Source organism: Lunatibacter salilacus (assembly GCF_009797935.1).
Classification (GTDB): Bacteria; Bacteroidota; Bacteroidia; order Cytophagales; family Cyclobacteriaceae; genus Lunatibacter; species Lunatibacter salilacus.
Window position 1 is genome coordinate 83,918 of sequence record NZ_VOLC01000002.1, and the last position, 25,770, is coordinate 109,687.

Genomic DNA, 25,770 nt, shown 5'->3' on the forward strand with positions numbered 1-25,770 from the left:
AGAAAAGCTTATTGTTTTGAAATTACAGAATTCATTTAAATATTACTTTTTAAAAAATAGCGCATATTGAGGTAATTATTCAGACTTACGAACAGATTGTGATTTATTTTCCTTTCGTAAAAACACTTTCCCCTCACCTTTGGTTTTGAGTTCTACTTTCATGCGGGGATTTCAGGCCCTTTTCCTAAATACTACTATTTGATTTAAAAGACAAAAGGAGATGATTAATTCTCCCCTTTTGTCTTTTAGTATTTAGATGTAAATGTATTTAGTAATTTATACTTTATTTTTAATAGTCTAAATGTTGCTGCACGTTAGGGTTTCCTAAAATCTCATTCAATGGTATTGGAAGCACATAGTCTTTTGGGGACAGTTGTCTATCCAAATCATAAGTGTCTATAAAATTTTGGATATAGTCACCAAGATAATCCTGATCCCCTCCAAATGTGCTTTTTCTTTTCAATTCTGGATAGGTTTCCTGCTCAAATGCAAACTCCAAAACCCTTTCCTCCACAATAGCATCCCTTAATTGCGATTGGTCCAAATTTGAAAGACTTGGCAAGCCAGCTCTGCTGCGAACCTCATTAATCCCAAAATATGGGTCCCCCGTTCCACTTTCGTTGGCAGCTTCAGAATGCCCCAAAAGCACATCTGCATAGCGTAGATAGACAATATTCTTTTCTGTTAAGGAAGGATTAGCAATACCGATTTGTACCCACTTAGAAGTCCAAGCATTGGAAAAGACCAAAGTCTCTGGATCATTAGGATTTGCGGCAGCAGATACCAAACCTCCAAAACGGCTTAAATTATAGGAGGTATTTCCGCTCCATCTAACCATTGGATATTCTCCATCAGCATTTAAACCTACACGGTTGCTTGGATACTCGGTAATGAATGTGCCTGGAATGCGTTTGTCTACGGGTTCATACTTCATTCTAAAGGCCTGAGTACCATTTAACCAATGCCATCCCTGACCCCCAATATTAATGGGAAGGTCTGCGGGGACAAAATGGGAATGGTGGTTGTGGTTTTCACTAATATTAGCGGACGCTGAAACCTGCGCTTCAAAAATTCTTTCGCCTGAATTTTCATGTGCAACATCAAAATTGTGTGCGAAATCTTCAAAAAGATCGAAACTTCCCTGCTCAATTATAATTTCTGCGGTATTTTTAGCTTCTAACCATTTCTCATCAAGCAAATATGCTTTAACCTGCAGTGCCAATGCCGCCCACTTGGTTGCCCTGCCTAGATCGTTTCCCGTATAATTATCTGGCAACACATCCGCACCAAATGTCAAATCACTTTCAATAAGGTCAAGGACCTTCCGTTTCCCATCCTGATTGGAGGGCAGATCTTCGTCGTTAACGGTCATTTTATCCGTAAAGGGAACATCGTCAAAATATCGAATCAGGTTGAAGTAATAAAAAGCCCTTAAAAACATGGCTTCTGCCTTTATCCTATTCAATAATTCCTGATTGGGAATCCCCGCCTCCCGCAATTCGTCCGCCTTCTCAATGAGTGCATTAGCCCTGTTTATATTTTCATATGAGATCCTCCAGTAAGTGGCAATATATACATCTGTGGATGTCACGCTTCCATTCTGAAAATCAGATGGTCCTTTCTCCCACCCTACTTGATACCCTACCCTGCACTCAAACACGAATCTATTGTAAAAGTGATTCCAACCATCTCGACCCCTTGCAATCCCATCATAAATGGCATTTACCCCCAATTCCATTTGTTCAGCCGTAGAGAAGAAGTTATCCCTTGTGATAAAATCAGGATTCTCCTCCAACTCTTGACAAGCCATAGGTGTCAATATAAAAATACAGAGAAGTATTATTATTGTTTTATTCAGTATATTTTTCATGATTAAATCAGTTTAAAGTCCAATATTAATGCCAACGGTATACGTTTTGGAACGCGGATAAGCATCGTAATCATCGCCTCTATTGAGATTATTCTGTCCCAAGTTATTCACTTCTGGGTCAAATCCTTTGTATTTAGTAAAGAGAAGGGGATTTTGAGCACTGATGTATAACCTTGCATTCCGGACAAATTTTGTTACCGGCAGCGTATAACCAATCGATACATTTTGTATTCTTATAAAGCTTCCGTCTTCAATAAAATAATCAGAAGCTCTATAAGAATTGGCAAAATCCCTATTGCCGTCGATTACAGGTCGACTTGCATTGCGGTTTTCAGGTGTCCAAGAATCCACAAGGATATTGGCAATCTGGTTGATTTTCTGAACACCATCCCCCAATTCAGATTGCTGAAGATTTCTGATGTCATTTCCATGAACTCCTCTTATAAATAAGTTGAAATCAATTTTTCTATAATTAAGTGTAGTAGTTAATCCCCAAGTAAAATCTGGATTGGGATCCCCCATTACCGTAAAATCCTGTGGATTGATGGTTCCGTCGCCATTAGTATCTCTATATCTGGGATAACCTGGTCTATCACCCGAGCGAGATGGGCTACTATCAATCTCCTCTTGGGATTGAAATAATCCAATATAACGATATCCTCTCCAAACCCCTATAGGGTATCCGGCTTCAACCCAACTACCAGGAATGCCCAAGTGACCTGAACTGGTAGACCCGGAAAAGAAAGGGGTACTGGTGCCCAAATCTGTGATTTTATTCCTCAGAAAGGAAATATTACCAGTAATGTCCCATCGGAAATCAGGACGATTGATGGGTATATAATTTAGGGAAATTTCCAATCCCTTATTTTCCAACGAACCGGAATTTTTCAAAATAGATTCAAACCCCAAGCTACTCGGTATGGTAACAAACAAAAGCAAGTCCTCTGTCTGGTTGTAAAAATATTCTGTGGTTAGATTTAATCTGTTTTCCATAAAGGAAAGGTCTATACCAAAATTATACATAGTGGTCGTTTCCCATTTAAGGCCCGGATTAGCTAATCGGGCCTCCGCCAAGCCTAGAACAAGATTTCCCCCAAAAACATAATTGAATTCCCTTAAGTTGGCGAGGGAATTATATACCGGAATCTCTGAATTTCCGGTTATACCCCAACTGGTTCTAAATTTCAAATCGCTGATTAAATTGGATAAGGAGCTACCTTGAAAAAAATCTTCTTCCACCACTCGCCAAGCACCTGCAACTGACGGAAAATTAGCCCACTTATTTGTGGATCCAAATCTGGAGGACCCATCTCTCCTTAAAGAAAATGTAAGCAGATATTTTTCCATTAAGTTGTAATTAACCCTTCCTAAAAAGGATTTTAATAACCATTCTCTACGGTCAGATGAGGGTATTTGAATGTCTGTCCCACCACCTAATGTAGCTTGATCTACATGGCTTGCAGACAAGCCACGATTGGTGGCAGACATACCTTCGTTCAATTCTTTCTGAAAAGTATATCCTGCTACTATATCCAATCTGTGGTCTTTATTGATTTGGTTGGAATAGGAAAGAATATTCTCATTCAGAATGTTTATAGAGCTCCTATTTGCTTTGGTTAATTCACCTGCTCTGTCCCTCCCCAATCTCGAGTTTTCGGAGGGAAAGAAGGTTGCACGGTTAGCTGAAAGTATATCAGCCCCAATACTGGTCTTAAAATTTAATCCATCTAATATTTTATAAGTCAGACCTGTATTTCCCAATATCCTGTTATTGATGTCCCGGTCCGTCACATGTTCCAATTCCTGTAAAGGATTGGTTAAAAACCTACCATCGTAGGAAGCTAAAGCATAGGTCCCATCTACGTTTCTAACAGGAACTGTTGGGTCCAGACCTAACGATGTAATGATAATTCCACCGGGTCCTCCTCTATCTGTAGGAGCGTTATTGGACTCGGTCCTATTGATGGACCAGCTGGAGTTGATGGTCAATCTATCATCTAAAGCTTTATTATCAAGATTAAGCCTAACACCATATCTTTTGAAGTCAGTGTTTTTTATAATCCCCTCATTTTCGAAGTAATTTCCAACAACCGCATATTGTGTTTTTTCATTTCCCCCAGTAAAACTCAGCTGGTGGCTACTAATCATTCCTGTTCTGGTTACTTCATTCAGCCAATTAGTACCTTCACCGATAGCCTCTATTTCTGTTTGGGTATATAATGGAGCTCCGCCTTGACTTTGCTCCATGGTATTAAGATAGGTTGCATAATCCCTTCCGTTCAGCACATCGATGCGGTTAGATATATTTTGGACGGACATAGATCCTTCGTAATCAATCTTACTTTCACCCGATTTGCCCCGCTTTGTCGTAATTAAAACCACCCCATTAGATCCCCTAGATCCATAAATAGAAGTAGCTGAGGCATCCTTTAGAATTTCAATGGATTCAATATCATTTGGATTAATGGTGGACATGATATTGGATGGCTGGCGGTTACCTCCCACTCCGTAAGCGCTATTGTCCGGGTAAATGGGGAATCCATCGATAACATAAAGCGGTTCACTTCCTGAATTAATGGAGTTGGAACCCCTAATTCTGACTGATACTCCTCCTCCCGGAGCTGCTGAAGCCTGGGTTACTTGTACACCGGCAGCTCTTCCTTGGAGTGCTTGATCTATTGATGTGACAGGAAACTCCTTTACCGCATCTCCTTTGATGGAGGATATAGAACCTGTCAAATCACTTTTTTTCTGTGTTCCATACCCCACCACCACAATTTCATCCAAAGAGGATAAATCCTCTTGCAAAATTATTGTAAGCGATGTTTGATTGCTTAACGTCACCCGCTGAGCCTGATAACCAATAAAAGAAACCAATAATATTGCCCCTTCAGGTGCTTCCAATGAAAAATTGCCGTCTATATCCGTTGCAGTTCCGCTGGCAGTTCCTTCAATAATGATAGTAGCACCAGGAATGGGATCTCCTCGCTCGTCAGTAACCCGACCACGGACCTCAGCCATTTCTACGGGAATTTCGATCTTTCCGCCATCGGTTTCCTCCCCAGGCCTGGCCACGTAAATAGTGTTATCCACCTGCTTGAAACGTAACTTGGCAACGGTTCCTACTTCTACCAAGATATCGTTTACTGATTGCCTTCTACTTTTTATGTTGATTGGGGGCTTGTTTTCAAGTATATCCGCAGGATATACGAATCGGTAGTCAGTCCGGGCTTCAATCTCCCCGAAGATTTCAAAAAGCAGCCCTTCTGCTTTTGCCAACCGAACAAAGGTTTGATCTATGGGTTTAATTTGTGCACTGATTTCGTGTGCCATCAGGGTAGACATCAGTAGACTTTGAATAATCAGGCCATACAATACGTTTTCCGATACCATCTTAATTAGGTAAAGTAATTTTCTTTTCATAATGTTAGTTGTTTTTTAGGTTTATTGCTTCAAATCGTTCAGGGTAAATATTTTCATTTGGCGACGGAGAGTTAACCCTGTATTTTGTTAGTTCATAGGCGTTTTCTTTTTAATTGTTACTTGTTTTCCGTTTAGTTCAGAGGAAAAAGCCGTAGAAAAGCTGAGTCCGGTAAGTATATCTTTTAAGTTCTTGTGTTCAAAAGTGCCTGATACCCGTTGGTTAATATTCACGCCAGGCTCAACCTGTATAGTTACTCCGTACCATTTTTCCAGATCATTGAATATTCGGCTGAGTGGTTTTCTGTCAAAAGCTAACCTATCGTGCTTCCATGCGGTAATATTCTCAATGTCGAAATTTTTAATTTTGATTTCACTGGCTTGTTTGGCAGGTTCCCAAACTGCCATTTGACCGGGGTAAAGATTGACTATGTCATCTCCTACCCCTACCGTAACTTCCCCCTCCGTAAGTGCCACATGATAGCTCGAATGTTTTGTTGACACGTTGAATGAAGTACCCAATGCATGGGTAGTAAAACCATTTGTCTCAACTTTAAATGGCTTTAATGAATCCAGAGCAACTTCAAAATATGCCTCTCCGCTTAATTGAATGATCCGGTCTGTGCGTCCATAATTTGAATTGAAAAGAATGGAAGATTCAGAATTGACGATGATAATTGTCCCGTCAGACATTGTCAAAGTAAGCTTTTCGCCAATATTGGTCATCCGTTCAATGCGGTGGCCCGGATTGGTAACTGCCAGCTCCGTGGATTCACCAGTATTTATCCAGCCTAAAAACAAAAAATACCCGGAGAAAATAACAAGCAACATCGTGGCCGCTATCTTCAGACTGTGGATTGCGATAGAATGAAATTGGTTTTTCTTCGAAATGTCCTGGGTCAAAACCCGCTGATGTATTTTGTCCAATAAATAGGAATAGTCCGTTACATCAGAAATAGGAATGGAGGAATTGTCCCAATATTTCTCCATCAGGGTTTCAAGCTGTTTCCTGGCAACAGGGTTTTCCAACCCATGGAATACGTACCGCTTTTCGCTTGGAGAACACTCACCTCTCAAAAATTTTATTATTAAATCCTCCGTCAAAATAAAATGCTTTCCTATATAAAACATCAGTAAGATGATTTACTTAATCAATAAGAAAATAAATTAAAATAAATCTGGAATCACTCTTTAACACGCTTGCTTACTACTGGATTGAGGGGTGGGCGTATTTTTAAAACGCCCGATTCAGTTAAAGCAATAACACACCCTTAATACCCTTATGAATTTCAACTATTTGCGCTTTCCAGAGACTCTTTCGCCGTCAGCCCTGGTTTTGAATTCGATATGCAAGCTGGCATTACCTGATCCGGTGAATGCCGCATCAATAATCAAAGTGTTCTTGCCCTCGTCAAGCTTAATCACTTTATTTCTAAAATCTATCGAGTCCAACAAATTCCAATTAGAATCATAATGCTCAAGTATGCCAGACTCGTCAAGCTTTAGGTACTGGTCTATACTCAAGGCAAATGGAATTTCTAGAGAATAGAAATTATTTACTTCTATACTAATCCCTTCTGCTTTACTATTGCTGGTTTTATTATTATTTTCATCCAATTGGAGTTTCATAACAAACTGGATAGCCTGCTCGCTATAGGGATTGTTAAAATCCACGATCGTATGAATTGGTTCGCCTGGCTGTCGGGTTTTCTGTTCGTGTACATATCTCTGCACCTCATACGGATATAGCAACCACTCTACCTCACTAACTTCTACCAGACTGTATTCGTTCTTAACGTCTTCCATCCGGAGTTTCTGCTCAGAAGTAAATGCACCAGCCATTCTAGCATTCTCCCAAATCCTAATCGCTTCAAATATTTTTTTACTTTGTCCATTTCTTTCAACGTTGGAAAAATTGACATTGAAAGCGAAACCCGCATCAAATCCAGCAGCCCGAGCAAGTAACCATTCAGTATCCTCTAGGCTAGTTCCATCCGACATACTGAACCACCCCAACATGGAAGGTAATAGATTCCTCCTGTAAAAATCCTGATTCATAAGGCGATAATTTGTTTGGCTTTCCCTAAAACCTGCATACCAAGGCTCCCCCCAATTATACCGGGTATTAATATGCCAATTAAAATGGCTCGGATTACTGGCATCATTTATCACTTTGCCTTGAAGCTCTGATGAAAGATTGTCATACCATGTTTTTGTAAACAAGCTCCTGGCATATTGTCCCATTCCAGTAGACCAAACGCCTTCCAAACCGTCAAAGGAGATCTGCTTGAGACCAGTCTCGTTGAAAAGCCTTGCTAGCGTGATAGCTATTTCTTCTGAAAGGTCCGCATTGCTAAGAAAAACTTTATATCCATGGTCCATCAACTTACCGACTTTTTCTTGCGATCCATGTGGAGAGGCCTCAGTTCCAAATGCCCCCCTAATACAGTCCATTAATTTCCAAGGCGCCGTTTCAGAAACTGCTCTGTATCTTATTATTTCTTTTCCGATACGAACAGCCTGAAGTGTATTATTTCCCATCTGATTAAAATAATCCGGAGATTCAATTTCAATTTCCGTAGTGGTGGCATCTATACTTCCTTTAAGTACACTTTCACCAACTAATGCCAATCTTTCATCCGGAAAGGGAGAAACATAGGGGTCATTAGTAGTAATAAAATTTGAAAGCGTATGCACTCCTAGGTGAACACCCTGGGCGTTTGCCCTTTCAACATATTTCCTCATACTTTTCCAATTTTCCGGAAACGCTACCTTATCCAATTCAAAATGTCCCCATGTTCTAAACGGACTACCATGATATAAGTATTTTAATCCCGCTGATTTGGTGAAAGAAATAGCTTTATCAAGAGTTGATTCATCAAAACTCATAATTAGGTATGAAGAGGTAGCCTCTCTAGTCGTTTTTGCCCATTCTCCATTTATCTCCGGATGGGGAAGACCTTCTGCCAGTTCAATGTCCCCGATAGTTGCTAATGCATTTTCAGCAGGACAACCAAAAAATGCAATTTTTGATCCAATCAAACCGCCGTCATCAAAGGCTGGTGCGGTATAAAGGTTATGACCCCAGTTTTCGATAATCCTTGCCTGCTGTCTATTCCGGGTATAAGCTTGAAGTGAAGATCCATTTTCAACTATTTTTGCCGTTTGTCCACGATAATATTTTTTATTGCGCCACTCGGAATCTACATCTACTAAGTCTCCCGTTTCGAAAATGTCGTAGGCGGGCTCTATGTCACTCTCCTGGCTTGGATACCCCCCCAAAGTCTTAACGTTCAATGCCTGAATTCCCCACGCAAACTCGCTATTTCGGACTACTCCCACAGACTCTCCAATTATTTCCCTAACTATAGTGGGAAAAGGCCCCCAGACCACCAACTCAACCAAATTGGCAGAGGTTATATTTGTCAGTTCAAGAGAGATATAATTCTGGAACGCCTTTACTTGGACGTTTGCCACAATATTATCAAGAGGATAATAAAGAGAAAGCTCCTGTCCTGTCATTGACAAGCTATCGGGTTTATAATACTCTCCAGCAATTCGAATAGCTAGTAGTGGGGAAAATTGGTCCGGAAGTAGGTACTCTCTCAGGTTTAACTTGTCATACATACCTGACAATCTTCCCTTACTGTCCAAAGACAATTTCATGAATTCGGTTTCGAAAACTTTATCCTGGGCAAGAAGCCCGGAAAAGAATGAGTATTGTATTAGTATAAAAAGCGAACAAAAACGTTTCATATTGTTTATCAAATTAGGTGGAGGAACTCCTTTCGGAGATCGAATGGTCTATAGTTTAGATGATTTTTTAATTCTAGGACTTTCACGGAGGATCTTACTAAATTCAGGATAACGGGTTATTCTATTCATACGCTCATTACTTCATCTTAAATATCCTCAATTGAAATAGGCAGGCATCATTAGTTTTTGTAAAAGGTTTTTCATTTTGAAACACCTACTAATACCCAAACATATGTCCGCCCCAATCTTCAGCCTCAGCGCATTTAGAGGCCAGGAAGATACACTAACAACGTCTAAAATATGATATTAATCAAACAGACTGTAAATAGTAGTTTTCAGAATTTCCGGATATAAAATACAGAAATTCTGAAAACAAATTATTTATTTCAATTAATCGTTGGGTCAAAACTACCACTATCCCAACCTATATTTTGTTCTAAATTTGGGTTTCTTTCAATTTCATCCCTGTGAATCGGAAAAAAATAATAGGTTTCAGGAGTAAACATTTCAGTTTGACCAGTACTAAATAACTCTGTTATTTCATAGTTAAAATCTTCTGGTAAAAATACCTGATCACTAATCGGGTTTAATCCATCTTTCAATTTTGCCTGTAGTCCAAATTTTCTCATGCCGTCAAGGTAGGTATGAAGCCGTCTTGCTCTTCTAAGATCCCAAAATCTTTTGCCTTCAAAAGCAAATTCAATAAATTTTTCATCATATATAGCATCTCTCAATTCATCTCTATTCATTCCACTTTTTAGTCCAAAGTTTGAATCTGGACCTGGGTCTATTCCAGCTCTTTCACGGATTTGCTTTAGAATTTCAATAGCTTCATTCGGGTTCCCTATTTCATTTGCAGACTCAGCAAGATTAAACAATACTTCCGCAAACCGTATCTCTACCCAGTCTACGTCATTTAATTCTGCTTGTTCAATCGGTAAATTGATTTGAATGCCCTTTTTGGTATAGAACCCAGACCTTCCAAAATTAGATCCAGGTCCAAAACCATCATCGATACCTCCTAATTGGATATCAGTATATTGTCGCCTACCCTGATTACCACCAAGTTCGTAAAGAGATCCATTGTACACAACAACTTCATAAAATCTTGGATCTCGGTTTTCCCAAAATCGTTGGATATCATATTCGTAATTAAATGATTCCCCCGGCTTAAACCCATCCTTCATCGGGAAAGTCTCCACTAACTTCCAAATAGGTTGATCTCCACCAGTGCAATTTCTGGATTGAGAAATTGGCCTTACGCAGTGTTCTTGCCGCCCATTTACTTTGACAGGATTTCTATATACTGTAGCTAATACAACTTCCTTATTAGCAGATTCCATCCATATGTCTGAATAATTATCCATTAAGCCGTAACCTTGGGATTCCAGAAATGTCTTCGCTAGTTGGTTGGCATTGTAGGCCGCCTCCCAATAATTATTATTATATGGGTTAGAGGGATTAAATTGAGGACTTGCCATATAGAGTAGAACCCTTCCTTTAAAAGCCATTGCCGCGCCTTTATCAACTCGTCCAAAATCCCCACCGGTAAATCTATCTGGTAACCCTGCTATTGCATATTCCAAATCCTCCAGAATAAACTCAAAACACTCCAAAGTAGAATTTCTAGGAACCAGCAAATCATCCGTTAGAAGCTGTGGAGATTTAATAATTGGAACCCCGCCATGAAATACCACGGTTTTAAAATAGTGAAACGCCCTCATAAAGTGTGCTTGGGCCTTTAGGTTTGATTTTGTATTGTCAGGCAAATTCCCTCCATCAATTTCATCCAGCAAAACATTGATTTTTCTAATGTTTGTATAGGGCCAATGCTTAAATGAACCATTAGTAGTTTGTACGAAACCCTGTCCCAGAATACCAACAGATTCATCGGCATTATTGCCATCATTAAGTGGCCATCCCGTAAACGTGGAGGCATACAGGTCTACTAAATAGGCATTTGAAAGTGTGGGATCGTTCCACACATCGTCAGGATTATAAACTGACAAGTTTTTTACATCCAAAACGTCTTCTGAACAACAAGTCATTATGAATAAAATGACTATGATATATAGTGGATTTAAGTTCTTTTTCATGTTTTCAATGTTTTTAAAATCTAACATTAATTCCCCCTGTATATGACTTCATAAGTGGATAGGAATCTAGTCTGTCCTGTTCAGGATCATATTCATTAAATGCAGACAATACAAAAAGATTTGTCCCATTAAAGAAAAATTGCAGATTAATATTATTGGAACGAAGCCATTGATAAGGAATGTCATAGGCTATATTTAGATTTTTTAACCTTACATATGCTCCACTTCGGATCCAAAAATCTGATGGGCCCCATCCAAATTCTTCCATTCCCCATCCACCTGCTCTGGGATAAGGAGCATCTGTGCGGGTTGGAGTCCATCGATTCGTCCAAAGATCAAAATATGGCCTATCTCCTGTTTGAAATACACCGCCAGTGGAAGTGTTTTGGGTTTTTACAATCTTGTCAAATGCCCCGACTCCCTGCAACAGGAAATCAATCTTCAAGTTGTTCCAAGAAAAACCACCATTTACGCCGTAATTTATTCTTGGTATTGCATTGTCAGACAGCCAATCTTGATCATTTTGATCAACAATCCCATCTGAACCCTCCGTTCGATTAACACCCCGGATATCCTCATATAGTATTACTCCGAGCATAGGTTCTCGACCAAACTGCAAAAATCCTTCTGGTAAAGCATTTAGCGTTGCCTGATCCCTTATTATCCCATTCGATCTATATCCCCATATTCTGTTTATGGGATGCCCAATGGCCGTTCTCCAATCCTCAAGTCCAACAGGTTCATCAATTACAATTACTTTATCTTTCGCATACCCCAGATTTGCCCCTATAGTATAATTCACTCTACCAATACTATTTCTATAATTCAGGGAGAATTCGACACCTTTTACGTCTATTTCCGCATAATTCTCATGACTTAATGGCGCTCCATAGGTCCCCGGAATCACCCTAATTCGTTGCCTTAACAAATCATATCTGTGGTTGTGGAAATAATCGAATGAACCTACCACCTTGTCATTAAATAAACCAAAGTCAAAACCAAAGTTATAAGCTATCATTTTAGCCCAAGTTATATTAGGATTTGGGGGTGTTCCTGCTCGAATTCCATTGTAGAGTGTATTTCCAAATACATAACCGGAACTTGGAACAAAATTGTTTTGAAATTGGAATGCGGCAACATTATCATCCCCTGTTGTTCCTACTGATGCCCTAATTTTAAACTCACTCAGAGATGGGATATCTACAAAGTTTTCTTCAGTGATCCTCCAAGCAACAGATCCCGAAGGAAAAAAGCCCCATCTTGTATCTTCTGGAAAACGGTAGCTACCGTCATATCTGAAAGAAAATTCAGCTATATATTTACTTGAATATTCATAACGCGTTCTTCCAATCCAAGAAGCTCTACCAAATTCAGACTCGCTTCCAGTAAAATATCTTCTTTGCGTGTCGGTTGATGCAGCAAAAATTTGATCAACACTGCTTGTAAGTAATTGATCCGCCGATCCACTGAATGTTTTTCCTGTAAATGCGGATTGCTCATAAATTACTGTACCCACAAACGTATGGTCACCAAAAGTTTTGTTGTAATCTAGAAACCAGTTTAGCTGATAACTATCACCAAAAGTTGCACTTTCATCGATACCTTCAAAGGAACGAGACAGGTTATGGATATTTAAACTAGATGGATCAATCGGTCCAGGAACATATGGGTTAGTTGCTGAACCCTGTTGAAATAAATAGGAACGATTATGGATGACAAAGTTCTTTTGATTTCTCGAATCGAAAGAATAATTTGCCATTAAACTCGTACTTAAGCCTTCTAAAAATGGTATATTATAATCAATTTTTACTATACCATTAAATGTGTTTCTGTTAATTTTCCTGTAGTTACCGTTCTCAAGCATTAAAACGGGGTTCCATGCTCCTCTACCAATTGGGAAACCATTTTCACTGTCTGTTGTAGGATTTCCCTCACCGTCAACAAAAAACGGATATAATCGGGACCAATTAAATGTCGTCCTATAAAAGTCGGATAATTCAAACCCTTCTCCGCCATCATTGTCATAGGGCCAGAAAAACCTATTGGTCACCCTTTTATTTCCACTTAAATTTAAATTAACACTTAAATCATTTGTAATTTTAGCTGTAACATTACTTCTAAAATTATACCTAGAATAATCCGTATTTGTAAATGAACCTTTATCCGAATTTGTTCCAAGCATCATATAATACGTAATATTCTCAGTTCCTCCATTTACGCTGAGATTGTGCTGCTGCGAGGAAGGATTTCTCCAGATATAATCATTTAATTCGTAGTTTTTATCCTCGAAATACCTGAAAATCTCTTCTGAAATTGGTTGGGGATTGCCAAAAGTCTCAGCATAAGAATTGATGTATTCTAATTCTTGGGTGGCAGTGTAACGGGGTAGCGATCTAGTTGGCCTTGAAGTGGTGAAAAAACTTTTATAATTGAAAACAGGTTTTCCAGTTGTACCCTGACGTGTGGTGACTAGTACAACCCCATTTGCGGCTCTTGCTCCATAAATAGCCGCTGTAGCTGCATCTTTCAGAAAACTAATACTCTCCACTTCATTGGGGTCTAAGGCATCAAAATCCACCCTTGCTTTAATAATATTATCAATAACGTATAGAGGCGAAGAACCTGCTATGGCAGCACTACCCCGAATGGAGATACTGGATGGCGAACCCGCAAAACCGGAAGATTGAACTACCTGAACTCCGGGAGCCCTGCCTGCTAGTAGATTCGATAAGTTGGATGTTGGAATGAAATCAATATCATTGGCTTTAACACTTGCGACTGAACCAGTTAACTTAGCTCTTTCCTGAGTTCCATACCCCACCACCACTATTTCGTCCAAAGAAGAAAGGTCCTCCTGCAATACTATTGATAGCGTAGTTAGATTGCTCACTGTCACCCGCTGCGCCTGATAGCCGATAAAAGAAAACAATAAGACTGACCCTTCAGGTGCGTCAAGTGTAAAGTTGCCATCTACATCTGTTGCGGTTCCACTGGCTGTCCCTTCTATGATTACTGTCGCACCGGGAATGGGATCTCCTCTCTCATCGGTTACTTTACCACTTATTTCCACCATATCCACGGAAATTTCGATTTTTCCACCATCAGCCACTTTTTCTGGCTTAGCCACATATATGGTGTTATCAACCTGCTTAAACCTCAATCTGGCAGCCATACCTACATCCACCAAAATATCATTGACGGACTGTCTTCTGCTTTTAACGTTGATTGGGGATTTGTTCTCAAGGATATCAGCCGGATATACAAATCTGTAATCGGTATTTGCTTCAATATCCCTAAAGATTTCAAGAAGCTGTGCTTCTGACTTGACCAATCGGACATAGGTTTGGTCTATGGGTCTAACTTGGGCGTTAATATCATGAGCCATCAGGGTGGACATCAGTAGGCTTTGAATTATCAGGCCATACAATACGTTTTTCGATACCATCTTAATTAGGTACAGTAATTTTCTTTTCATAATTTTAGTCGTTTAAGGTGTAATGCTTTAAGATGCTACAGGGTAAACGATTTCATTTGGCGATGGAGAGTTTACCCTGTTTTTGGTTAGTTCATAGGCGTTTATCTTTTTATTGTTACTTGTTTTCCGTTTAGTTCAAAGGAAAAAGCCGTAGAAAAGCTAAGTCCGGTGAGTATATCTTTTAAATTTTTGTTTTCAAAAGTGCCTGACACCCGTTGGTTAATATTCACGCCAGGTTCAACCTGAATAGTTACTCTGTACCATTTTTCCAGATCTTTGAATATTTGGCTGAGTGGTTTTCTATCAAAAGCTACTCTACCGTGCTTCCAAGCCGTAATTTTCTCAATGTCGAAATTTTTAACTTTGATTTCACTGGCTTGTTCGGAAGGTTCCCATACTGCCATTTGACCGGGGTTAAGATTGACTACATCGTCTCCAACACCTACCGTAACTTTCCCCTCCGTAAGTGCTACCTGATAGCTCGAATGTTTTGTTGACACGTTAAATGAAGTACCCAATGCAAGGGTAGTAAAACCATTTGCCTCGACTTTAAATGGCTTCAATGAATCTGGAGCAACTTCAAAATAAGCCTCTCCGCTCAAATGTATAATCCGGTCTGCGCGCCCGTAGTCTGAATTAAACTGAATGGAAGATTCTGAATTGACGATGATCCTTGTACCGTCAGGCATTGTCATAGTAAGCTTTTCCCCAATACTGGTCATCCGTTCAATGCGGTGTGCCGGATCGGTAATTGCCAGCTCCGTGGATTCATCAGTATTTAACCAGCCTAGAAACAAAAAAAAACCGGAGAAAACAACAAGCAACAGCGTGGCAGCGATCTTCAGACTTTGGATTGCTATGGATTGGAATCGGTTTTTCCGGGAATTGGTCGGGGTAAGAACACGCTGATGTATTTTGTGCAGCAAAATGGAATAATCGGTAGTGTCATGTACAGGAATGGATGGATATTCCCAATGTTTCTCCATCAGCTGCTCAAGCTGTTGCTTTGCGGCGGGATTGTCCAACCATTGAAGAACCCGCTGCTCTTCGATTGCAGAGCATTCACCCCGCAAAAATTTTATCAATAGTTCCTCTTTCAAAATAATATCTCTTTCCTGTATAAAACATCAGTAAGATAAATTACTTAATGAAGCATAAGATAAATTTAAATAATTTTTGAACTATCGAGAAAAAACACCTGAACATTACTGCAAAAATCAAAAAAACACGCCGACATAAATCATGGCTGAAATGGAAATATGGTTCATGAGTTCTGACTTTACTGTCTTGGTCGCCAAATAGATATGGTGCTCTATGGTGCGTTTGGAGAGGTTCATCCTTTCTGCAATCTCCTGAGGGGTCAAGCCATCAAATTTGTTCAGTCGGAACACCTGTTGCTGTACCATTGGAAGTTTTTCAATAAACAACTTCGCAGTTGCCTCTAATTCTTCATAGTGTATTTGTTCCTCAACTGAATTTTCCCTCAAGAAAGCCGCCTCTGAAACTTCTTCGTAGCAACAGCATTTCTTTCTGTCCCGGATATAATTGAACATATAAAATTTCACTGCCTGAAACAAATAGCTTTTGAACGACTTATTTTCATCTAACTCCCTGCGCCTTTCCCAAATACGGATAAAAATTTCCTGTACTGCCTCTTCCGCAATTTCCTTATTGGTAAAAAATTTCAATGCAAAAGCCATTAATTTTTTGGCATACCGATGGTACAACTCATCAAATGCTTTGATATCCCCCTGGCGTAGGCTAATCAATAAATCTTGGTCACTGTTTGGGCTTAAGGTACTCATGACGCTTTTCAACACAGTTAAATTCGGTTTATCACGATACCTTTCGAATACCTACTCTCGATCGGTATTTCTTTAAGTTTAATAGGGAAATATATTTCTAATGTAATTCATTTTAGTAAACTTTCCAATCCCTCCAAAGAATTAGCGCCCATTATCATTTTATTAATAAGAAAATTCATTTTGCCAAAAGAATTTGAACTACTATTTTCCTTTCTATAAGTCCCTAATAATCAGTCAAAAATTCCGATTATTTTCTCCAGAGAAATCCCAAAAACTTTCTCAGCAACCTCATTCAACTGCCCTTCCTCACCCTCAAAATGAAAGGTTAGGTGGGTGTGGGTTATGCTTTGCTCCGGATCCAAAAAAGCTGCGGGAGAGACGGTTTCCAATTCATAAAACGGCCCCATCTGGTCTCCATTTTCCAGAGGGCCATCGTTATAAGAGTTAATAACATCCCCCTTATATGGTTCATCCTGAATAGCCCAAACTTGATTCATATAAAGTGATTTTTCCTCTGGTTTATCGTATTGTACTATCGTTAAGACCTTATTTTCCGCATCATAACTCCCCGCCACAGAGGTCGCCCGTTCAGGGGAAATGCCGAGTTTACCCCTATGCTTTCCATCTCCTTTGAAATATAAGATGCCATCCTGCATGGCAATCCGATCCCCTGGTATTTCCCCAAAATAGTCCGTCGTAGCAATAGGACCCAACTCTTGCTCATCCCCCGTCAAATAGGGAATCACAACGGTAGTTGCATCAGAAGGGTTGAACATTCCCAGGATCCAAATACAAACGGTTCCTGATTCCTCTGCCCAAGAAGTCGGACCGGTATTGGTCAGGGTATTATTTGATTCAAATCCCACCCATTTAGTACCGTCCCCCAGCTGTATATCCAAAAGACGCTGCAGGTCCGCTTCCGTCAGCAAATTGATAACGCGATCTACCTCCCCCTGAAGGGTTGTACCCATATAGTTTTTAAGTTGGATTGATTTGGATAGCTGTGCGGACATTTCGCTGGACGAAACCAAGGTCCAAGGTTCAATGTCAATGGAGGCTGGCGTCTGCCAATTATCAAAAACCATCTCAGATCCCGGCTCAAAGTAAATGGAGTATTGCCCGCCTTCCGGCCCCAACCAAAAACGATCCTCTCCACCATATGCATTAATATGGGGGGCGGTTTTTTGGGAGGATATGGCGTCATAATTGATCCAACCAAAGCTTTGCCCTTCCAACCTCGATGCTGTGCTGGTGAAAACCTTCCCCTGAAAAGCAGGAGAAATAATCAACATCGCATCTCCGGAACCGAGTACCACCAAACTATCGTAGTCGTCTAAAAACTCCAAATCAAATCCAAAGGTACCCTTCTTAAATTCCTGACCATTCTGTGCCTCCTCATGCGTTGATTGGCAGGAAAATAAACCGATAAATAAAATGAGAAATAGATGGTATTTGTACATGGGATAAAAAGTTAATCGTTTTAATCTTTTTTAACAAACCAATATAAGAAGTTTATCTGATTATCTAAAAATCCGTAGTGTTTTCCCGAATTCAAGAGATTCCTATGAAAAAAACCTTCCAGGTTTCACCTGCTCATTTATACAACTTGCTAATTTTTAAAAACCTGGAAGGTTAGTGCATTTTCTTTATCTCCAATAAAGCCCAAACAGGCTTATGATCAGAAAGAGGTCTATCCAGTTCAAGAATTCCCCCGTCAACTGCCTTAGCCTTTTCCGGTGAATACATAATATGATCGATGACATCCCCATTGCCTTCATCATTCGGTACCAATGCATTAAAGGTATTAATATACCGGGAATCTATTTCTAGGTCCTGCCAGTGAAGTTCGTATCCAAGTTCTTTGAACATTTCATGATACATGTTCAGACTGTCGGCATTGCTGGGAATAAAATTAAAATCCCCCATTAAAACGGCAAGTGCACTGGTTGAATGGCTTTTTACGTTGTCTATGTAGGTTTGGATTTTATTTGTAGTCTCATCGATATGGGCTTGGTCTCTCCATCCAAAGGGAAAATGAACCGAATGAACCTCCACCTCCATGTCTCCGAGTTTTGTTTTTGCCTTGGTTACTGTGTGAAGGGTGTCGGCCATAAGAATTTCCTCATATCCGTAAAGAGGAGTCTTAGACGCAATGGTTTTATATTTATCATCATGTCCAGCGGTACTGTGTTTTCCCACCAAAACATGTTCCATGTCCATTGCCGCGGCAACCCGCTTGGTCCAATCACCTCCCGGGGCTTCTGAAAAAGCCACCACGTCAAAATCAAACGGCCTAAAGGCTTCCCCAATTTCCTCCGCCGACGCATTTTTGCTGTATTCGACGTTGTAGGCAGCCACTTTTAAGAAAACGGCATCCGCAGCGATTGCTTCCTCCGAAGAGGGTTTTGGCTGGCAAGCAATCAAAGTGAAGCCGCTTATAAGAAAAGTGAAGAACAAATTTAGCTGCATAGTCGAAAGGATTGTGGTTCAAGTAAAAGTATGTTGATTTTTCTGAATTTCAAATTAACCTCATTGTATTAAGCGTTGTACCCATATCTATTCTGGCAAACAACAACATGCCCCTAAATTATTTTTGGATTTGTTCGCCAATTGGATGTGCTTTACTCTTCCCATTCACCCCGAAATTTTCCCGTTTAAAAAATCTGTCCTCAATGGCCATAGGCAATTTTCCACAATATAAGCCTTATGAGGAAATATAAATTAATGAATTCGAGCTTATATAAACATTGACATATCCTAGTTAAAGTTTTGAATTTCAGTAAAATAAAGAATAAAATTATTTTCCAAACCAAAATGCGGGTTTAAACCTTCCAAATGAGTAGTTTCTGAGAAAACCGACTTGTGTTTTATTGTTTCTACGGAGGACAGTTTGATTCGCGATGCCATTTCAAACTAATTAATTATTTTTCTATTCACACCTATATCGAAATCTGAAAAAATTTGGCTGAAAGAAATTTTATATCTATTTTTATCCAAGTATGAAACCCATAATAACATTTTATTTGCTTATTCTCCTTTTCTCTTTTACACCTTTGTTTGCGGTGGACAAGGAGGAAGATGCGGAGGTGGACCATGTTAAGGTCATTCAGCCCATTGTGGAGAAGCATTGCTTTTCCTGCCACCATGACACCAAGCGATCTGGAGGCATCAGCATCAAAGCTTTTTTCATGGGCCTGGAAGATCAGTTTGAAGGCAGGATCGTCAGGGGCGGAAAGCTTTGGATGCATATCATGGAGACTGTAAAAACCGGCGAAATGCCTCCTGCTGGGGAACCTAACATGACAGTGGAGGAGCGGGAAACCCTGCTCAACAGTGTCAATACCATCCTGATCCGATCTCTGAATGCGAATAATCCTGGAAGAGTAGTGATTAGGCGATTGAGCCATAATGAATATCAATATTCCATCCTTAATCTAGTTGGAGTTGACTATGATGCCAAGTCCCTGTTTCCAGCGGATGGTTCGGGGGGTGCTGGTTTCGATAATTTTCCCAATACCCTGTTTTTGACTCCCCTAAAAATGGAGCGGTATTATGATGCTGCTGAAGAAATATTGGAAAAAGCCTATGCAGATCCGCAAAAATGGCGAAATATGGTACCTAAGTCCTACAAGCCTAATCTATTCACGCGTATTTACAATTGGTTTCTAAGTCTGTTCACAGGAAATAGTTATGTAGATGCACCTATGAAAGCTGCCGAGGAGGTAATTATACCATTTGCGAGCAAGGCGTTCAGAAGGTTCCTGGAGAGTAAGGAAAAAGAGGCCTACCTGTCTCTATTCCAAAAAGTCTACGAGGGAACAGATGATAAAAACCGCTTTGATATTGCAGTCATGGAGACGTTTAAGGCGGTATTGATATCTCCCAATTTCCTGTACCGCTTTGAGGAGGAACAACCTGTCAATCAACCTTATGCCCTGAGCAATTTCGAATTGGCCAGCCGTTTATCATTCTTTTTATGGTCAACCCTTCCGGATAGTGAGTTGTTTGAAGTCGCTTATAGAGAAGACCTGCAGGACCCTGAAATCCTAACTAAACAGGTAAAAAGATTGTTAAATGACCCAAAGTCAAAGCGTTTTTCAGAAAGTTTTGCCTCACAGTGGTTTGGTATCACAAAATTAAAAGAAAGCAGTCCAGTAGATCCTGAGCGATTTCCAGAATTCACACCATCTCTCCGGGAATCCATGTACCAAGAACTGGTGGAATATTTTCACTATGTATTGGCCGAGAGTCAAAACCTCCTTGATCTTCTGGATAGTGACTATACGTTCCTTAATGAAGAATTGGCCCAACATTACGGTATTCAAGGAGTAAAGGGGGACGAGCTGCGGAAGGTCACTTTAACTAACAGAAACAGGGGAGGTATCCTGGGAATGGGCAGTGTGTTGACAGCTACCTCACTTCCCATACGGACTAGTCCTGTACTCAGGGGACAGTGGGTTTTGGAACAAATATTGGGTACGCCCGCACCACCACCTCCACCGGATGCAGGTGAACTGTCAGAAGAAGAGTCGGGTGCTGAGAATGCCAGTATCAAAGACCTGCTGGTGCTTCACCGATCCAAAGCAGAATGTATGAGCTGCCACCAAAAAATGGATCCCATTGGATTCGGACTTGAAAATTTTGATCCAATAGGACGCTGGCGCGACGGATATGGAGACCAGCCCATCATTGCTTGGGATACGCTTTCGACAGGTGAAATATTCAAAGGTCCTGCGGAATTAAAGCAGATACTGATATCTAAGAATGAGCTATTTGCCAGAAATTTTTCTGAAAAAATATTTACCTATGCGATAGGTCGTAATGTAGAATTCAAAGATGAACTATACATCAAAGAGCTGGTTGAAAACCTGTTGGAAAATGACTTTAATACAGAAAAGTTTATCATTGCGCTGGTCAATAGTTATCCCTTTAGATACAAGGTAAACGACGAATCGGCAAAATTCAGAATTTTGGCGAGCAACTAACTAAATTGATAAAAAGATGAGTAAATGGCATATCTCCAGAAGACGAATGTTGAAAGGCTTGGGTGCAAGTGTAGCACTTCCATTTCTTCAAGCCATGGTTCCTCCTGGAATGAATTATTACAACATGCCCAAAAAGCCGGTCAGGTTTTCCTGTCTTTTCATGCCCAATGGGGTCAACAAAGAGTTTTGGACACCCGAGAGATATGGAAGTAATTTTGACCTAAGCTTAACACTCAGGCCTTTAGAAAATCTGAAAAATGAGATTTTGGTATTGAATGAACTGATGAACAAGGGTTCCATTTTTCCCGGAGCCGACGGTCATTATGCAAAAGATTCCAATCTGTTGACTGCTTTTCCCATTTACAAAACCGTGGGTGATAATCTTCACAGTGGGGGAATCTCTTTTGATCAGTTGGTCGCCCAACAAAAAGGCCAGGATACCCCATTCGACTCTCTACAATACGGTATGGAAAGGATCAATGCAGGGATTGACGGAGCAGTTGGTTTTACACGCTTATACGGATCTGCTATCTCGTGGAAAACGCCCACCATGCCATGCACCAAAGAAATAGAACCGCGGATGGCATTTGACCGCCTATTCAGGACTTTTTTACCTGATAATAAGAAAAAAGATCAGACTTGGAAGCAAAGTGTCTTGGACTTGGTCAAAGAAGATGCGGACGACCTACAACGGATATTGGGCCGGGCAGATCAGGATAAATTGGAAGAATACATGGAATCCATCCGTTCAGTCGAGCGGAGAATTTCCGATCAAGAGAGAAATAAGGCCTTTGCTGATCAGATTACTCCTGAGATCCAAAAGGAGCTGATACACTTGAACTTGCGAATAGAGGAATTCAATGAAACGCATGTAGGGGTGGATATTACGGAGAAAACAAGGCAGATGCTGGACATTATGACCTTGGCTTTCTGGAGCGATGCCACGAGGGTGACTACTTTTATGTTTGGCAACTCGGTAAGCAACCGGAATTTTTCCTTCCTTCCCGGAGTAAGCGGAAGCCATCATCAACTTTCCCATCACCAAAATAATCCTGCACAACTGGAGGAATACAGAATTATCAACGAATGGCATGTAGATCAATATGCTTATTTCTTAGAAAGGTTGCGTTCTATACCCGAAGGAGATGGAAATTTACTAGACAATTCCATCGTGATGTTTGCCTCTGGCTTGAGGGACGGTAACTCCCACTCCCCTTACAACCTACCTGTTTTGGTGGGAGGAAAAGGTGGAGGAGGACTGAAAACCGGTCAAAACCTTCAATTCAAAAAGGAAACACCTTTGTCCAACCTGTATCTTTCTATGGCCCATGTCATGGACATGCCAATGGAATGCTTCGCAGACAGCACCGGGGAATTATGTGAAATTTATGCCTAGTATCTTTGGCAGAAAAGTGGAGAAATTAAAGAGCTAAACCTTAAATGACCGAATAAAATGAGTAGATGGCATATTTCCCGACGGCGCATGTTAAAAGGACTGGGTGCAAGCATAGCGCTTCCTTTCCTTCAGGCCATGGTTCCCCCTGGTATGAACTATTACAATATGCCCCGAAAACCGGTAAGGTTTTCCTGTCTATTTATGCCAAACGGGGTAAATAAATTCCATTGGACACCGGAAAAATTCGGGAGTGATTTTGAGCTGAGCCGTACCTTAAGGCCATTGCAAAATATTAAAAGTGAGGTCCTGATCCTGAATGAACTGATGAACAAAGGTTCTATCTTCCCCGGAGCAGAAGGTCACTTTGCTAAAACTGCCAATATCATGACCGGGTACCCCATCTATAAAACGATGGGGGAAAACCTGCATGTGGGCGGGATATCTTTTGACCAACTGGTAGCCCAACACAAGGGTCAGGACACACCCTTTGATTCCTTGCAGTTTGGTACGGAAAGGATCAATTCAGGGATTTGCGGAGCCACAGGGTTTACCCGATTATATGGATCTGCCATCTCCTGGAAAACTCCCACGATGCCATGCAGTAAGGAAATAGAACCTAGGATGGCTTTTGACAGGTTATACAGAACTTTTTTACCGGATGCCAAACAGAAGGACAAAACCTGGAAACAGAGTGTATTGGATTTGGTAAAGGACGATGCGGATGATCTACAACGCATATTGGGCCGGGCAGATCAGGACAAATTGGAAGAATACCTGGAATCAATTCGGTCTGTAGAACGCCGCATAGGTGATGATGAAAAAATAAAAGCCTATGAGGAGCAGATTACTCCTGAAATCCGCAAGGAGCTGGTACATCTAAATATGCGTATTGAAGAGTTTAATGAAACGCATGTCGGTGTAGACAACACCGAAAAAATCCGCCAAATGCTGGACATTATGGTCTTGGCATTTTGGAGTGATGCCACCCGGATCAGTACTTTTATGTTCGGCAACTCTGCCAGTAACAGAAACTTTTCCTTCCTCCCCGGTGTCAGCGGGAGCCACCATCAACTTTCGCATCATCAGAACCACGAGGACCAGATGGAGGAATACCGGAAAATCAACGAATATTATGTAGCACAGTATGCATATTTCCTAGAGCGTTTACGTCTAATTCCTGAGGGAGATGGTACATTGCTGGACAACTCCATCGTGATGTTTGCTTCCGGACTTAGAGACGGAAATTCCCATTCTCCGTATAACCTGCCAATTTTGGTAGGTGGAAAAGGCGGAGGCAGTCTGAAAACAGGGCAGAATTTACAATTTAAAAAAGAAACTCCGCTGACCAATCTTTATCTTTCCATGGCAAGAGTAATGGATATGCCTTTGGAGTGTTTTGCCGATAGTACCGGTGAATTGTGTGAAATCTATGCCTAAACCCTGAAATTCTAAATGCAAAAAGTGTCCCCTTCATTTATGGCATTCAAAAAAAATGTCATAAAGTATCGTTTTGTCTTGTTGTTCATTGCCGTTGGTGTTCTCTTCTTACCTCAAATACAACCTACTGGAGAAGAAGCCCCGGATTTTGTTTACTTTTTTGGACGCTTTCATCCATTAATTATTCATTTTCCAATTGTTCTTGTATTCCTAGTCCTAGTATTTGAGCTTTTAAAGCGATTTAATATCGGAGCCGTTTCGGCCAACCTAACTGGATCTATACTTGCCATAGCGCTGTTGGGGAGTTTGGTTGCCGTAGGTCTTGGTTTTTTGTTGTTTTACACCGGAGAATATTCAGGAGATATCATGCAGCAGCATCTTTGGGGCGGTGTTATTCTTACGGCATCATTGGCATTGGCCTGTTTTCTTTTCCTGCATAATTATAAATCTGAATCCAGTGGAAGCTATCTTTCCTATTTAAGTGTTTTAGTTTTTGCCAATGTAGCGTTGATTTATACTAGTCATCAGGGAGGATCATTAACACATGGAAGTGAGTTTCTCACCGAATACATGCCTTCATTAAACGAGCCGGAGAATGACTGGGAGCCCAAACCCATGGAAGAAATGTTGGTTTTTGAAGACATGATCATTCCTATCATGGATAAAAAATGTATGAGCTGTCACAACTCCAATAAGACCAAAGGAGGATTGATTCTGACTTCATATGAGGATATATTACAAGGTGGAAAAAGTGAACATCCTACGCTAAAACCAGGCGATCTTGGCCAGAGCGAATTGTATCAGCGAGTGATGCTCCCACGTGATGATGAAAAGCACATGCCGCCCGATGGTAAGGTTCCTTTGTCGCACGAGGAAATTACATTATTGGAATGGTGGATAAGTAACGGCGCTGAACCGGAATTACTTGTTCAGGAAGCGGCCCAGGATCCTCAAATGCAGCCTTTTATCACGACCTTTATCACCGATCTGGAAAACCAGAGGAAGGCCAGGTATATGCAACAGAAAGAACTGGAAAGTATGATCGTTTCTGTATCCAGTGGAAACAGGTACAAACTGAGTTTGGATGAATTTGGGGACGGTAGGATAGCCCTATCCATGGCCTTCCCCCCTACCTCATTTGAAGACAATGATTTGATGGACCTGCAGCCCCTCTTCCCTCAAATTTCCAAGGCTTCGATGGTAGCCAGCAACATTACTGACGATGCACTTTACTATATTGGCCAGATGTCTTCACTTAGGGAGCTTTATTTGCAGCAGACCAAGATCAATGGATCCGGGTTAGTCTTCCTTGGCAACCTTCCCAAACTTCAACTGCTTGACCTTTCTAAGTCAGCTATTGAAGATGGGCACCTTTTACACGTATTAAAGATAGGAAGTCTACAGGAGCTTTATTTAAACAGTACCCAAGTATCCCCGGAAGTGATTAAGGCCATACAGGTAAACCGGCCGGATGTTACCATCCACCTGGAGCGGGGGAATTTCTTTTAGTGAAGCAAACTGGAGTTAGTT

At 40.7% G+C, this 25,770-nt stretch carries 14 protein-coding genes; 4 read left to right on the top strand and 10 right to left on the bottom strand.

Going from position 1 to position 25,770, the window contains the following annotated elements:
• Positions 1-289: 289 nt before the first annotated feature.
• The 10 genes from FQ608_RS03390 to FQ608_RS03435 all read right to left on the bottom strand — a co-directional run bounded on the left by FQ608_RS03390 (position 290) and on the right by FQ608_RS03435 (position 18,891).
• Positions 290-1,870 carry a RagB/SusD family nutrient uptake outer membrane protein gene (locus FQ608_RS03390; RefSeq protein WP_158856407.1) on the bottom strand — a complete coding sequence of 527 codons (1,581 nt, stop codon included), beginning with the start codon at positions 1,868-1,870 and terminating at the stop codon, positions 290-292.
• Positions 1,871-1,882: 12 nt separating this feature from the next.
• Complete coding sequence (locus tag FQ608_RS03395) at positions 1,883-5,293, bottom strand: SusC/RagA family TonB-linked outer membrane protein (RefSeq protein ID WP_234364043.1); 3,411 nt, start codon at positions 5,291-5,293, stop codon at positions 1,883-1,885.
• A gap of 87 nt (positions 5,294-5,380) precedes the next feature.
• Positions 5,381-6,421: a FecR family protein gene (locus FQ608_RS03400; protein WP_234364044.1), complete on the bottom strand. Its 1,041-nt coding sequence runs from the start codon at positions 6,419-6,421 to the stop codon at positions 5,381-5,383.
• A gap of 162 nt (positions 6,422-6,583) precedes the next feature.
• On the bottom strand, positions 6,584-8,956 hold the full coding sequence (locus FQ608_RS03405) for a hypothetical protein (protein ID WP_158856408.1): 2,373 nt from the start codon (positions 8,954-8,956) through the stop codon (positions 6,584-6,586).
• Between the two features lie 476 nt (positions 8,957-9,432).
• Positions 9,433-11,142 (bottom strand): RagB/SusD family nutrient uptake outer membrane protein, encoded by a 1,710-nt coding sequence (locus FQ608_RS03410; protein ID WP_158856409.1) that lies wholly within the window; start codon positions 11,140-11,142, stop codon positions 9,433-9,435.
• 13 nt (positions 11,143-11,155) lie between these two features.
• Entirely contained in the window at positions 11,156-14,617 is a 3,462-nt protein-coding gene (locus FQ608_RS03415) for a SusC/RagA family TonB-linked outer membrane protein (RefSeq protein ID WP_158856410.1), read from the bottom strand.
• Positions 14,618-14,718: 101 nt separating this feature from the next.
• Positions 14,719-15,717, bottom strand: a complete 999-nt coding sequence (locus FQ608_RS03420; protein WP_158856411.1) for a FecR family protein — start codon at positions 15,715-15,717, stop codon at positions 14,719-14,721.
• Positions 15,718-15,834: 117 nt separating this feature from the next.
• Positions 15,835-16,422 carry an RNA polymerase sigma-70 factor gene (locus tag FQ608_RS03425; protein ID WP_234364045.1) on the bottom strand — a complete coding sequence of 196 codons (588 nt, stop codon included), beginning with the start codon at positions 16,420-16,422 and terminating at the stop codon, positions 15,835-15,837.
• A gap of 230 nt (positions 16,423-16,652) precedes the next feature.
• Positions 16,653-17,882 (bottom strand): DUF6786 family protein, encoded by a 1,230-nt coding sequence (locus FQ608_RS03430; RefSeq protein ID WP_158856412.1) that lies wholly within the window; start codon positions 17,880-17,882, stop codon positions 16,653-16,655.
• A 172-nt stretch (positions 17,883-18,054) separates the two neighbouring features.
• Positions 18,055-18,891 carry an endonuclease/exonuclease/phosphatase family protein gene (locus tag FQ608_RS03435; RefSeq protein WP_158856413.1) on the bottom strand — a complete coding sequence of 279 codons (837 nt, stop codon included), beginning with the start codon at positions 18,889-18,891 and terminating at the stop codon, positions 18,055-18,057.
• Positions 18,892-19,421: 530 nt separating this feature from the next.
• Here FQ608_RS03435 and FQ608_RS03440 point away from each other — a divergent pair.
• From FQ608_RS03440 to FQ608_RS03455, 4 genes are read left to right on the top strand one after another with little or no spacing between them, the layout of a single operon-like run.
• On the top strand, positions 19,422-21,407 hold the full coding sequence (locus FQ608_RS03440; protein WP_158856414.1) for a DUF1592 domain-containing protein: 1,986 nt from the start codon (positions 19,422-19,424) through the stop codon (positions 21,405-21,407).
• Positions 21,408-21,423: 16 nt separating this feature from the next.
• Positions 21,424-22,803 (top strand): DUF1552 domain-containing protein, encoded by a 1,380-nt coding sequence (locus tag FQ608_RS03445; protein WP_234364046.1) that lies wholly within the window; start codon positions 21,424-21,426, stop codon positions 22,801-22,803.
• Between the two features lie 57 nt (positions 22,804-22,860).
• Positions 22,861-24,240 (top strand): DUF1552 domain-containing protein, encoded by a 1,380-nt coding sequence (locus tag FQ608_RS03450; protein ID WP_234364047.1) that lies wholly within the window; start codon positions 22,861-22,863, stop codon positions 24,238-24,240.
• A gap of 15 nt (positions 24,241-24,255) precedes the next feature.
• On the top strand, positions 24,256-25,749 hold the full coding sequence (locus FQ608_RS03455; RefSeq protein WP_158856415.1) for a c-type cytochrome domain-containing protein: 1,494 nt from the start codon (positions 24,256-24,258) through the stop codon (positions 25,747-25,749).
• The last annotated feature ends 21 nt before the right edge of the window (positions 25,750-25,770 follow it).

Bases quoted from the DNA above. Each gene is read 5' to 3' on its own strand.
- FQ608_RS03395 (WP_234364043.1), bottom strand. From the start codon at position 5,293: ATGAAAAGAAAATTACTTTACCTAATTAAGATGGTATCGGAAAACGTA.
- FQ608_RS03400 (WP_234364044.1), bottom strand. From the start codon at position 6,421: ATGTTTTATATAGGAAAGCATTTTATTTTGACGGAGGATTTAATAATA.
- FQ608_RS03410 (WP_158856409.1), bottom strand. From the start codon at position 11,142: ATGAAAAAGAACTTAAATCCACTATATATCATAGTCATTTTATTCATA.
- FQ608_RS03390 (WP_158856407.1), bottom strand. From the start codon at position 1,870: ATGAAAAATATACTGAATAAAACAATAATAATACTTCTCTGTATTTTT.
- FQ608_RS03445 (WP_234364046.1), top strand. From the start codon at position 21,424: ATGAGTAAATGGCATATCTCCAGAAGACGAATGTTGAAAGGCTTGGGT.
- FQ608_RS03455 (WP_158856415.1), top strand. From the start codon at position 24,256: ATGCAAAAAGTGTCCCCTTCATTTATGGCATTCAAAAAAAATGTCATA.
- FQ608_RS03425 (WP_234364045.1), bottom strand. From the start codon at position 16,422: ATGAGTACCTTAAGCCCAAACAGTGACCAAGATTTATTGATTAGCCTA.
- FQ608_RS03450 (WP_234364047.1), top strand. From the start codon at position 22,861: ATGAGTAGATGGCATATTTCCCGACGGCGCATGTTAAAAGGACTGGGT.
- FQ608_RS03415 (WP_158856410.1), bottom strand. From the start codon at position 14,617: ATGAAAAGAAAATTACTGTACCTAATTAAGATGGTATCGAAAAACGTA.
- FQ608_RS03405 (WP_158856408.1), bottom strand. From the start codon at position 8,956: ATGAAATTGTCTTTGGACAGTAAGGGAAGATTGTCAGGTATGTATGAC.
- FQ608_RS03430 (WP_158856412.1), bottom strand. From the start codon at position 17,882: ATGTACAAATACCATCTATTTCTCATTTTATTTATCGGTTTATTTTCC.
- FQ608_RS03435 (WP_158856413.1), bottom strand. From the start codon at position 18,891: ATGCAGCTAAATTTGTTCTTCACTTTTCTTATAAGCGGCTTCACTTTG.
- FQ608_RS03440 (WP_158856414.1), top strand. From the start codon at position 19,422: ATGAAACCCATAATAACATTTTATTTGCTTATTCTCCTTTTCTCTTTT.